General features: G+C 63.1%; 12 protein-coding genes and 1 riboswitch. Of the genes, 6 read left to right on the forward strand and 6 right to left on the reverse strand.

Annotated features, from left to right (window positions below):
* Positions 1–29: 29 nt before the first annotated feature.
* From ABM562_RS18220 to purM, 4 genes are all read right to left on the reverse strand, one after another.
* Positions 30–212: a hypothetical protein gene (locus ABM562_RS18220; protein ID WP_010220364.1), complete on the reverse strand. Its 183-nt coding sequence runs from the start codon at positions 210–212 to the stop codon at positions 30–32.
* A 188-nt stretch (positions 213–400) separates the two neighbouring features.
* Positions 401–1,111, reverse strand: a complete 711-nt coding sequence (locus ABM562_RS18225; protein WP_115085735.1) for a DUF3108 domain-containing protein — start codon at positions 1,109–1,111, stop codon at positions 401–403.
* An 8-nt stretch (positions 1,112–1,119) separates the two neighbouring features.
* Positions 1,120–1,773 carry a phosphoribosylglycinamide formyltransferase gene (gene purN / locus ABM562_RS18230; RefSeq protein ID WP_115085736.1) on the reverse strand — a complete coding sequence of 218 codons (654 nt, stop codon included), beginning with the start codon at positions 1,771–1,773 and terminating at the stop codon, positions 1,120–1,122.
* Positions 1,773–2,831: a phosphoribosylformylglycinamidine cyclo-ligase gene (gene purM / locus ABM562_RS18235; RefSeq protein ID WP_134061586.1), complete on the reverse strand. Its 1,059-nt coding sequence runs from the start codon at positions 2,829–2,831 to the stop codon at positions 1,773–1,775. Before purM ends, purN begins: the two co-directional genes overlap by 1 nt.
* A gap of 346 nt (positions 2,832–3,177) precedes the next feature.
* On the opposite strand from purM, the gene ABM562_RS18240 reads away from it, so the two are divergent.
* The 6 genes from ABM562_RS18240 (at position 3,178) to ABM562_RS18265 (ending at position 8,271) form a co-directional block, all read left to right on the forward strand.
* Positions 3,178–4,227, forward strand: a complete 1,050-nt coding sequence (locus tag ABM562_RS18240) for a DUF2066 domain-containing protein (RefSeq protein WP_134061587.1) — start codon at positions 3,178–3,180, stop codon at positions 4,225–4,227.
* 24 nt (positions 4,228–4,251) lie between these two features.
* Positions 4,252–5,325, forward strand: coding sequence for an AI-2E family transporter (locus ABM562_RS18245; protein WP_115085739.1), 1,074 nt, complete (start codon positions 4,252–4,254; stop codon positions 5,323–5,325).
* Between the two features lie 157 nt (positions 5,326–5,482).
* On the forward strand, positions 5,483–6,187 hold the full coding sequence (gene hda, locus ABM562_RS18250; protein ID WP_010220358.1) for a DnaA regulatory inactivator Hda: 705 nt from the start codon (positions 5,483–5,485) through the stop codon (positions 6,185–6,187).
* Between the two features lie 115 nt (positions 6,188–6,302).
* Complete coding sequence (locus ABM562_RS18255; protein WP_115085740.1) at positions 6,303–6,938, forward strand: C40 family peptidase; 636 nt, start codon at positions 6,303–6,305, stop codon at positions 6,936–6,938.
* A gap of 134 nt (positions 6,939–7,072) precedes the next feature.
* Positions 7,073–7,606 carry a C40 family peptidase gene (locus ABM562_RS18260; protein ID WP_115085741.1) on the forward strand — a complete coding sequence of 178 codons (534 nt, stop codon included), beginning with the start codon at positions 7,073–7,075 and terminating at the stop codon, positions 7,604–7,606.
* Positions 7,607–7,623: 17 nt separating this feature from the next.
* Positions 7,624–8,271 (forward strand): O-methyltransferase, encoded by a 648-nt coding sequence (locus ABM562_RS18265; protein WP_233674815.1) that lies wholly within the window; start codon positions 7,624–7,626, stop codon positions 8,269–8,271.
* A 78-nt stretch (positions 8,272–8,349) separates the two neighbouring features.
* Here ABM562_RS18265 and ABM562_RS18270 read toward each other — a convergent pair whose 3' ends face one another.
* Together ABM562_RS18270 and ABM562_RS18275 are read right to left on the reverse strand one after the other, a co-directional pair.
* On the reverse strand, positions 8,350–9,666 hold the full coding sequence (locus ABM562_RS18270; RefSeq protein WP_460422875.1) for a PQQ-dependent sugar dehydrogenase: 1,317 nt from the start codon (positions 9,664–9,666) through the stop codon (positions 8,350–8,352).
* Between the two features lie 68 nt (positions 9,667–9,734).
* Positions 9,735–10,313, reverse strand: a complete 579-nt coding sequence (locus ABM562_RS18275) for a hypothetical protein (protein WP_460422876.1) — start codon at positions 10,311–10,313, stop codon at positions 9,735–9,737.
* 147 nt (positions 10,314–10,460) lie between these two features.
* Positions 10,461–10,683: riboswitch (cobalamin riboswitch) on the forward strand.
* Positions 10,684–10,691: the final 8 nt, after the last annotated feature.

Consider the following 10,691-nt stretch of genomic DNA (forward strand, 5'->3'; position numbering starts at 1 on the left):
TTCGGCGGGGTTTGTTTTTTCTGGAGGGGTTATTGCTGTTGCCGTCTGGTCTCGAGGTATTCCAGCTCGATGCGGTAGCTGTGGGCCTCATGTTCATTGTGGAACATGCCGACCAGCTCGCCCTGCTGATGCACATCCCAGATGCGCACGCCTGCAGCCAGGCCTTCGTGAGACATTTTGCTTTCGTCGCGCTCAGTTACTTTGACAGTCATCTGCAAACTCCACTTTCAGTTAACTGCGGCACCGTGTCGCAGGTCTCTTTTATAGAATTTGTTAGCAGGCTAAGTAAATGACTGGCGCATGAAACATCTTTCATGTCGGTAGCAGCGCGCTCCTACCAAGGGTGTAAAAAGAAACCCCGCACTTGGCGGGGTTTCGGGTGTTACCAGCAGTCAGGCTATCAGTTGCCCTTGACCGCCTTGCCATCGACCGTGCCGTCCTGCAGCACGATCACGTACTCCTTGCCGTCGGTCTCGACCTGGCGCAGTTGCACCAGCAGGTAATCCCAGTCCTTGGCGAACCACAGCTCGGTGATGCGCTTGCTCTGGCTCGGGTCGCGCACGCGCTCGACCTTGATGGCATCGACCTGGCCAGTCTTGGTGGTGACTTTTTCGGTGCCCAGGACGCGGAAGTCGTAGGTATCGATCTCGTCGCCATCGACCACCTGGTAGCTCACGCTCTTCTTGCCCGCTGCCACGTCATGCTGCAGGGCCAGTTGATAGGTGGACTTGTCCAGCACGCCGCGGTTGAGGGGCAGGTTGATCGCGTCGCCGCGGTCAGTACCGGTGATCTTCTTGGTCGTCCAGTCGAAGTCCAGGTCAACTTTCTTGGCTTTGCCCAGGCCGCCACGTTCGAAGTGGTAGGTCTTTGGCAGCAGGGTGTCCTTGTCCAGAGTCAGGGTACTTTGCTCAATCAGGCTGGCGATCATCATCGACGCCTTGAAATTGAGGTTCCAGGTACCGTTGGCGTTCTTTTCCAGGCTGCGCTCGGCAGTGCCGCTCATGGGCAACTGCTTCCAGTCGGCGGTGTAGCTGGCCGAGAAAGGCTTCAGATCGGCTGCCTGCAACGGCAACGCGAGCACGGCGAGAGCGAAGAGCAGGGCGCGACGCATAATTTCTCCTAGGGTCGAATCAAGTGGCCGCTGGCCGCCAGAGGCTGGCCATCCAGTAGAGCACCGTGTTCGCCCAGGCGCAAACGGCCTTCGGCAAACCAGCGCACCGCCAGCGGATAGATCAGGTGTTCCTGGCTGTGAACCCGCTGTGCCAGACGTTCTGGCGTGTCATCCAACTCTACCGGTATTACTGCCTGTACGACCAGCGGCCCGCCGTCGAGTTCCTCGGTGACGAAGTGCACGCTGCAGCCATGCTCGGCATCACCGGCTTCCAGCGCCCGTTGATGAGTGTGCAGGCCTTTGTACTTGGGCAGCAGGGAAGGGTGGATGTTCAGCAGGCGGCCCTGGTAGTGACGGACGAAACCGGCACTGAGGATGCGCATGAAACCGGCCAGCACCACCAGCTGCGGCTGGTAGCCATCGATCAGCTCGACTAGCGCCGTGTCGAACGCCTCGCGGCCGTCGAAGGCCTTGTGGTCGAGCACGGCGGTGGCGATACCGGCGTCTTTGGCACGCTGCAGGCCATAGGCGTCGGCGCGGTTGGAGATGACCGCGCAGATCCGCACCGGGCTGTCGCCGGTGCGGGTGCTGTCGATCAACGCTTGCAGGTTGCTGCCGGTGCCGGACAACAGCACCACGACATCACAGGTCTTGCTCGGCATCAGTGTGCCTTGACGTTCTTCAGCTCGACCTGGGCAGCGCCTTCGGCGGCGACGCCGATCTGGCCGATGACCCATGGCTGCTCGCCAGCTTCACGCAGGACCTTCAGGGCGCTATCGACCTGGTCCTGGGCGACGCAGATGACCATGCCGACGCCGCAGTTGAGGACACGGTGCATTTCGTGCTCGTCGACGTTGCCTTGCTGCTGCAACCAGTTGAACACCGCCGGGCGCTCCCAGCTGGCCACGTCAACCACGGCCTGGGCGCCTTTTGGCAGTACCCGCGGGATGTTGTCGAGCAGGCCGCCACCGGTGATGTGGGCCATGGCCTTGACCGCGCCGGTGTCCTTGATCAGCTTGAGCAGTGGCTTGACGTAGATGCGGGTCGGGGCCATCAGCAGTTCGGTCAGCGGCTTGCCGTCGAGCTGCACGGTTTCGATGTCGGCACCGGAGACTTCGATGATCTTGCGGATCAGCGAGTAGCCGTTGGAGTGTGGGCCGGACGATGGCAGGGCGATCAGCGCATCACCGGTGGCAACCTTGGAGCCGTCGATGATTTCGGCTTTTTCCACCACACCGACGCAGAAGCCGGCCAGGTCGTAGTCTTCGCCTTCGTACATGCCTGGCATTTCAGCGGTTTCACCGCCAACCAGGGAGCAGCCGGCCAGTTCGCAGCCAGCGCCGATACCGGTAACCACGGTGGCGGCAACGTCGACATTGAGTTTGCCAGTGGCGTAGTAGTCGAGGAAGAACAGCGGCTCGGCACCGCAGACCACCAGGTCGTTGACGCACATGGCGACCAGGTCCTGGCCGATGCTGTCGTGCTTGTTCAGGTTCAGTGCCAGGCGCAGCTTGGTGCCGACGCCGTCGGTGCCGGAGACCAGAACCGGCTGCTTGTAGCCGGCCGGGATCTCGCAGAGGGCGCCAAAACCGCCCAGGCCGCCCATGACTTCCGGGCGCGCCGTGCGCTTGGCAACGCCTTTGATGCGTTCGACCAATGCTTCACCGGCGTCGATGTCTACACCGGCGTCCTTGTAGCTCAGGGAGGGTTGCTTGCTCATGATCCAGGCCTTTAGGGGGGAGGGATTCAGGGGAATCGACCGTGACCTGCCAGGCAAGGCGGAGGGAATCCGGCTGCCTGACCGTCGCCGGTCTGCGAAGGCGCGCGATTTTATCAGGGTTGCCCGGTAGCGGCCATCCTCAGGCCGACGGGCAGAGCCTTTATTCTTGCGAAAAATACGCTTTAACAGTGCGCGACTGGTTGCCACGGCGCAGGCTGTATAAGGTATAGCAAAGGCGATGGGCAGAATTTACCGCCAGCGGTTGAATGTTTTACCGGGTGCTGCGGTCTGAGCTGCGTCCGTTTTTGTCGCCCTCGCTTCTTTATTACCAGGACAGGAATCCTCCATGCGTTTGCGTAACTACCTGGCCGCCGGCTGTCTGGCCCTGTTCGGCCTCTCGGCTCAGGCCGAAACCCTCTCCGGCCTGTATCAGGTCCGCGAGCCGGTCAACGGCCAGGGCGCCGAAGCCCGTACCCAGGCCACCGGAAAAGCCCTCGAGACCCTGGTGCTGCGCCTGACCGGCGATGCCAAGGCCGCGCAAAGCCCGGGCCTGGCTGCGCTGCGTAAAGACCCGCAACAGATCATCAGCCAGTTCGGTTTCGAGGCCGGTCCGCCGGAAACCGTGCTGGTCGACTTCGATCCCGGCAGCACCGAGCGCGCCTTGCGCCAGGCCGGCCTGGCCCTGTGGGGCAACAACCGGCCGTCGATCCTCGGCTGGTGGTTGAACGACAGCACCGAGGGCTCGAGCCTGGTCGGCGACGGCCAGGGCAGCGCCGAACCGCTGCGCCGTGCAGCCCAGCACCGTGGGCTGCCATTGCGGCTGCCATTGGCAGACTTGCAGGAGCAACTGGTGGCGACCGGCAAGAACCTTGAAGGCACTGACCCGGCGCCGCTGCGTGAGGCCTCCGAGCGCTATGGCGCCGATGCCTTGCTGGCGGTGCACGCCAGCGAAGCCGATGGCAAGTGGCAGGGCAAATGGCGCCTGTGGCTGGGTGACCAGCGCGAGCAGGGCACTGTCGAGGCTGCTGACCAGGCTGCCCTGGCCGATGCGGTGATGCTTGCCGTCAGCAGTCGCCTGGCCCCGCGTTTCGTCGCCCGTCCAGGCGCCAGCAGCGAAATGCAGGTGCAGGTCCAGGGCATGACCCTGGAGCGTTATGCCGAACTGGGCCGGGTGCTCGAACCTTATGGTGCGCGACTCAAGGTGGTGCAGGGCGACACCCTGACCTACCAGGTCACCGGCAATAGCGATCAGCTGCGCGCGCAACTGGGCCTGGCCAAACTGCAGGAACTGCCGCCCGAAGCGCCAGCGGCACCTGCCGCCGTCGATCCGGCCAATCCCGGGGCAACCCAGGCCGCCGCCCCACAACCCTTCAACGGGCTGCGTTTTCGTTGGTAACCCCTGACCTGGCCGGAGCCGTTCATGACTGATACACGTCGCTGGGTATGGGTAGGCGGGGCGCTACTGTGCGCCGCCTTGCTTTACTGGCTGCACCCGATTCTTTCGCCTTTTCTGGTCGGCATCCTGCTGGCCTACCTGGCCGACCCGCTGGTCGACCGCCTGGAGCGCGCAGGCCTGTCGCGCACCTGGGGCGTGGTGGTGGTCTTCGCCCTGTTCACCTTGTTGCTGACCTTGTTGCTGCTGGTGCTGGTGCCGATGCTGGCCAAGCAGCTGGTGCGCCTGTACGAGCTGGCGCCGCAGATGCTCGACTGGCTGCAGCACCAGGCCCTGCCCTGGGTACAGGCGCGCCTGGGTCTGGCCGACGGTTTCTGGAAGTTCGACAAGATCAAGGCGGCCATCAGCGAGCACATGGGCCAGACCACCGACATCGTCGGGGTCATCCTGTCCCAGGCCACCGCCTCGGGCCTGGCCCTGCTCGGCTGGCTGGCCAATCTGGTGTTGATCCCGGTGGTGAGTTTCTACCTGCTGCGCGACTGGGACCTGATGATGGCCAAAATCCGCAGCCTGCTGCCGCGTCAGCGCGAGGAGCGGGTGGTGGCGCTCGCGGGGGAATGTCACGAGGTGCTCGGCGCCTTCGTCCGTGGCCAGCTGCTGGTGATGCTGGCCCTGGGCATCATCTATGCCTCGGGGCTGATGCTGGTGGGCCTGGAGCTTGGCCTGTTGATCGGCCTGCTGGCGGGCCTTGCGGCGATCGTGCCGTACATGGGTTTCATTATCGGTATCGGCGCGGCGATGATTGCCGGGCTGTTTCAGTTTGGTGGCGACCCCTATCCATTGCTAGGGATTGCAGCAGTGTTCATGGTCGGTCAGGCGCTCGAAGGCATGGTGCTGACGCCGTTGCTGGTGGGCGATCGTATCGGCCTGCACCCGGTGGCGGTGATTTTCGCGATTCTCGCCGGTGGTGAAATGTTCGGCTTTACCGGCGTATTGCTGGCCTTGCCGGTGGCGGCCGTGATCATGGTGCTGCTGCGCCATGTCCACGACCTGTATAAAGAGTCGGATATTTACGGCGGTGAAATCGACCCGGATCTGTAGCTTGATAGCACCTGGCTTGCATTGGCCGTTAGACGCTAATGCAAGCCTTTGATTTTACTTGTGGTCTGCGCCGATTGTGCGACTGGCGCCACGGGTATAAACTTTGCAGACTTTTCACAAAAGGCCCCTTGCGGTTCCCCGGAACTGCCCAGCCAGCATGAAACCGATCCAGTTGCCCCTGGGTGTGCGTCTGCGTGATGACGCCACCTTCATCAACTACTATCCGGGTGCCAACGCCGCCGCTTTGGGCTACGTCGAGCGACTCTGCGAAGCCGACGCCGGCTGGACCGAAAGCCTGATCTACCTGTGGGGCAAGCAAGGCGTGGGCCGTACCCACCTGCTGCAGGCCGCCTGCCTGCGCTTTGAGCAACTGGGTGAGCCGGCGGTGTACCTGCCCCTGGCACAATTGCTCGACCGCGGCGTCGAACTGCTCGACAACCTCGAACAGTACGAACTGGTGTGCCTCGATGACCTGCATGTAATTGCCGGCAAGCCGGAGTGGGAGGAGGCCATGTTCCACCTCTTCAACCGCCTGCGCGACAGTGGCCGGCGCCTGTTGCTCGCCGCCTCCAGCTCGCCCCGGGAACTGCCGATCAAGCTCGCCGACCTCAAGTCGCGCCTGACCCTGGCGCTGATCTTCCAGATGCGTGCGCTGTCGGACGAAGACAAGCTGCGCGCCCTGCAACTGCGCGCTTCGCGCCGTGGTTTGCACCTGACCGATGAGGTCGGGCACTTCATCCTCACGCGTGGTACCCGCAGCATGAGTGCTTTGTTCGACCTGCTCGAGCGCCTCGATCAGGCCTCTTTGCAGGCTCAGCGCAAACTCACCATCCCGTTTTTGAAAGAAACTTTGGGCTGGTAAGGCAGGGGCTAGAGCCTCGGCACATAAAAGTCACATTTTTTTCGATTGAATTTGCAAATCGATGCGATAGAAGGCATAGTCTCGGCTTCTTTAAATCCCAGACACGGTCGTGCCCATGCTAAATCGCTTCGCACCCCTCGTGCCCCTCGCACTCGTGACCCTGCTTTTTGGTTGCGCGACCACCGGTCCCGTATCCCAGCAGCAGGTTCAGCAGCAACCGGTTACCGCTCAGGTTTTGACCAAGTCCTCCGTCCAGGCGACGTTCGAGGAAGAGCTGAACACCGAAGCAGAGCTGCAAGATTTCGCCAGCAGCAAGCCTTACCAACTGCCCGCCCTGGCCGACAACATTCTCGAGCGCGGCATGTCGCTGATCGGTACCCGCTACCGTTTCGGCGGTACCTCCGAGAACACCGGCTTTGATTGCAGCGGCTTCATCGGCTACCTGTTCCGCGAAGAAGCTGGCCTCAACCTGCCGCGCTCCACCCGCGAAATGATCAACGTCAAGGCCCCGCTGGTTGCCCGTAACAACCTCAAGCCAGGCGACCTGCTGTTCTTCAGCACCAATGGCCGCGGCCGCGTCAGTCACGCCGGGATCTACCTCGGTGACGACCAGTTCATCCACTCCAGCAGCCGCCGCAGCGGTGGTGTGCGCATCGACAAGCTCGGTGATCGCTACTGGAGCAAGACCTTCATCGAAGCCAAGCGTGCACTGGCCATGGCTCCGGCCGCGACCACCCTCTCGCGCAACTGATCCTTCGACAGGTTTGACCACGGCGACGTAGCTGAAAAGCTCGTCGCCGTGCGTGTTTACAGAAAGCGTCTAATCTAAATTCTCAACTCTTTTCGGCTCTTGGCCGAAGCGGCTTCAGACAGGATGTTCTGACCATGGCGATGATGGCGCGCTTCGCTGTACTTTCCCTCGCAGCACTGCTCGGTGCATGCTCAAGTCATGCCCCGGCCCCGCGTAAAGTGGTCGAGCCTGCCGTCATGGCCCCGCAAGTCTATTTCTCCCCGGTTGCCGAAGACGTGCTGTTCCGCGCCCTGGGCCTGGTTGGCACGCCGTACCGCTGGGGCGGCAACACCCCGGATTCGGGTTTCGATTGCAGCGGCCTGATTGGCTATGTCTATCGCGATGCCGCCGGTATTTCGCTGCCGCGTTCGACCCGGGAAATGATCGGCATCCGAGCGCCGAGCATCGAGCGCACCGACCTGCAGTCCGGCGACCTGGTGTTCTTTGCCACCAATGGCGGTTCGCAGGTTAGCCATGCCGGCATCTATGTCGGCGAGGGGCGCTTCGTCCATGCCCCGGCCACCGGCGGAACGGTGCGCCTGGACTACCTGTCCAACAGCTACTGGCAAAAAACCTACCTGAATGCCAAGCGCGTGCTGCAGCCAGCGCATCTGGCGCGTAACCCCTGACCTTCGCGAGGTAGATGATGACCGCGCAGACGCTCTACCTCGACGACCCCCTCTACCACTACCTGCAAAGCGTGTCGCTGCGCGAAACGCCGTTGCTTGCCCGTTTGCGTGCCGAAACCCAGGCCATGCCCGAAGCGCGCTGGCAGGTAGCACCGGAGCAGGGGCAACTGCTGGCACTGCTGGTACGCCTGATCGGCGCGCAGCGGGTGATTGAAGTGGGTACCTTCACCGGCTACAGCGCCTTATGCATGGCCCAGGCCATGGAACACGGGCAGTTGCTCTGTTGTGATCTTGAAGGCAGCTACAACGCCGTGGCCTGGCGCTACTGGCAGGAGGCCGGGGTCGCCGAGCGCATTGAACTACGCCTGGCGCCCGCCCTGCAGACCCTGGCGACGCTGCCGTCAGAGCGCTACGACCTGATCTTCATCGATGCCGACAAGGCCAACTATCCACACTACCTGGAACAGGCCCTGCGCTTGCTGCGGGTTGGCGGGCTGGTGCTGTTCGACAACACCTTGTGGAGCGGGCGGGTGCTGCAGGGAACGCCGGACAGCGAAGACACCCGGGCGATCCAGGCATTGAACCTCACACTCAAGGATGACCCGCGGGTGGACCTGTCGATGCTGCCGATTGGCGATGGCTTGACCCTGTGCCGCAAGCGCTGAGAGGGCGCAGGGTATTGGTGCATGTGATCTGTGTGGGAGCCGGCCTTGCCGGCGATGGGCCGCATAGCGGCCCCCAGGTCACTTGGCCTTGCTCACCCGCCAGATCTTGTTGCCCACATCATCAGCCACCAGCAACCCTCCGCGCCGGTCGTTGATCACCCCGACCGGGCGGCCCATGGCCTTGCCCTCGTCATTGAGGAACCCGGTCAGCAGGTCAATTGGCTTGCCTGCAGGTTTGCCTGCGGTGCTGAACGGCACAAAGATCACTTTGTAGCCGCTGTGCGGCTTGCGGTTCCATGAGCCATGCTGGCCGATGAATGCGCCTTGCTCGAAAGGCGCCGGTAGCAGGCCCTGCTCGGCAAAGGTCAGGCCCAGCGACGCCGTGTGCGGCCCCACTGCATAGTCCGGCGCAATGGCGCTGGCTACCAGGTTCGGATCAGAAGGGTTGACCCGCTGATCGACGTGCTGGCCGTAGTAGCTGTAGGGCCAGCCGTAGAAGCCGCCATCCTTGACCGAGGTAATGTAGTCGGGCACCAGGTCGCTGCCGATCTCGTCGCGCTCGTTGACGGCGGTCCACAGCTGGCCGGTATGGGGTTCCCAGGCCAGGCCGTTGGGGTTGCGCAGGCCGGAGGCGAATATGCGCTGCTGGCCGCTGGCCGGGTCGATTTCCCAGATCGCCGCACGGCCTTTTTCCTGGTCCATGCCGTTCTCGCCGACATTGCTGTTGGAGCCGACAGTGACGTAGAGCTTCTTGCCGTCACGGCTGGCGATCACGTTCTTGGTCCAGTGATGGTTCAGTGTGCCGCCCGGCAAATCAGCCACCGGCGTACCCGGGCCCTTGATCGAGGTGGCGCCGGATTCGTAATGAAAGCGCAGCAGGCGATCGGTGTCGGCGACGTAGAAGTCGTTGCCAACCAGGGCCATGCCAAACGGAGAATTGAGGTTTTCGATAAAGGTCGTGCGGGTTTCCGCGACGCCGTCATGGTCGCTGTCGCGCAGCAGGCTGATGCGGTTGGCGCTGGGGACGCCGGCGCCGGCGCGGTCCATGACCTTGCCCATCACCCAGCCGCGAATGCCCTTGCCGTCATCGGGCTTGGGCGGGGCATTGGTTTCGGCCACCAGGATATCGCCATTGGGCAGGGCGTAGAGCCAGCGCGGGTGGTCCAGGCCTTCGGCAAAGGCCGCCACCTGAGTGCCGGGCGCGGCCTTGGGCGTCATACCCCGGGGCCAGCCGATGGCCGGGGCGATGTTGACGGTGGGAATCAGGGTCTTGTTGGGTTCGGGCAATTGCGGCGACGGGCCGACCCCGTCGCTGACCTCCAGGCGCGCGTTCTCGCCGCACCCGCTTAATCCCGCAGTCACTGCCAGCAGCAGTGCAATCCGGCTGATGCCCATGTCGTTTCCCTCGCGATGATGGCCGCTATTGCCAGTAGAGGCGGATCAGGCGCGGGAGGTTCCCTGGTTCAGGCCTGCTTGAGCAGCAACGCCACCCCGGGGTGGTACTGGCCGGCTTCGTTGTGCAGCTTGCGGTAGGCGTAGGGGAAGTACCAGGCAATGGCGCAGGCGTTGTGCTTTTGCAGGTCGTCGACCAGGTCCTGTAGTTCTTCGGGGCTGGCGTGCTGGCCGGCTTTCCAGGGGCTGGCGAACAGCGCGGCGACCTTGAGCTGGCTGGGCGCGGCAACCTGGCGTGCGGCATACACGGTTTCGGCCAGGGCATTGTTCAGGTCCAGCCTGGCAATTTTCGGCCAGCGCTGGCTGGCTTGCAGGTAGGCGGCTTCTTCGCGGTTGGCGATGTACAGGTCGCAGCGACCTTCACGATCACCGTCATCGCGCTGCTTCTTGCTCTGATGCTGCTGCAGGGTCACCAGCTCGGCTTGCCAGGCGGCGGCCGAAAGCAGGCCGAGGTTGGCTTGGGCACCGTGCCAGTAGGGCGCATCGCCATCACCGAGGGTGTGGTTGAAGCGGTCGATGCAATCGACCCAGCGCTCCAGGGCGGGGCGCAGGAATTCCAGGCGCGCATTGTTGATGATCAGGCCTTGCATGCTGCTCTCCCTTATAGTTGTGATCGAGTACAGCCGAGGTATGGCTATTTGATATCACTGAAGTCAGTGTTGCACAAGATGTCAAAGGCGCCATTGATCCAGGCCAGTTCAGCGCCTTTCATTGACGCTCCGGGTGCAACCCTCTAACCTTCGCGACTTGTTTCAGGTGCTCTGCAGGCGATGGCCTGGCAGGGTGAAACAGGGAAGCCGGTGGGCGCGCAAGGCGCGCGAATCCGGCGCTGCCCCCGCAACGGTAGGTGAGTCAAGGCCGCGCAGGGCCACTGGGTGTTCGACCCGGGAAGGCGCACGGTCCCGGGTGTTCATGGCCCCGCTCACAAGCCCGGAGACCGGCCTGTTACAGCCAACGGCATCACGGAG

It is taken from the genome of Pseudomonas sp. ZL2 (genome assembly GCF_054788455.1).

What these genes read in the sequence shown, in the direction of transcription:
- purM (WP_134061586.1), bottom strand. Translation starts at nt 2,831, where the DNA reads ATGAGCAAGCAACCCTCCCTGAGCTACAAGGACGCCGGTGTAGACATC.
- ABM562_RS18220 (WP_010220364.1), bottom strand. Translation starts at nt 212, where the DNA reads ATGACTGTCAAAGTAACTGAGCGCGACGAAAGCAAAATGTCTCACGAA.
- ABM562_RS18265 (WP_233674815.1), top strand. Translation starts at nt 7,624, where the DNA reads ATGACCGCGCAGACGCTCTACCTCGACGACCCCCTCTACCACTACCTG.
- ABM562_RS18275 (WP_460422876.1), bottom strand. Translation starts at nt 10,313, where the DNA reads ATGCAAGGCCTGATCATCAACAATGCGCGCCTGGAATTCCTGCGCCCC.
- ABM562_RS18245 (WP_115085739.1), top strand. Translation starts at nt 4,252, where the DNA reads ATGACTGATACACGTCGCTGGGTATGGGTAGGCGGGGCGCTACTGTGC.
- ABM562_RS18255 (WP_115085740.1), top strand. Translation starts at nt 6,303, where the DNA reads ATGCTAAATCGCTTCGCACCCCTCGTGCCCCTCGCACTCGTGACCCTG.
- purN (WP_115085736.1), bottom strand. Translation starts at nt 1,773, where the DNA reads ATGCCGAGCAAGACCTGTGATGTCGTGGTGCTGTTGTCCGGCACCGGC.
- ABM562_RS18260 (WP_115085741.1), top strand. Translation starts at nt 7,073, where the DNA reads ATGGCGATGATGGCGCGCTTCGCTGTACTTTCCCTCGCAGCACTGCTC.
- ABM562_RS18240 (WP_134061587.1), top strand. Translation starts at nt 3,178, where the DNA reads ATGCGTTTGCGTAACTACCTGGCCGCCGGCTGTCTGGCCCTGTTCGGC.
- hda (WP_010220358.1), top strand. Translation starts at nt 5,483, where the DNA reads ATGAAACCGATCCAGTTGCCCCTGGGTGTGCGTCTGCGTGATGACGCC.
- ABM562_RS18270 (WP_460422875.1), bottom strand. Translation starts at nt 9,666, where the DNA reads ATGGGCATCAGCCGGATTGCACTGCTGCTGGCAGTGACTGCGGGATTA.
- ABM562_RS18225 (WP_115085735.1), bottom strand. Translation starts at nt 1,111, where the DNA reads ATGCGTCGCGCCCTGCTCTTCGCTCTCGCCGTGCTCGCGTTGCCGTTG.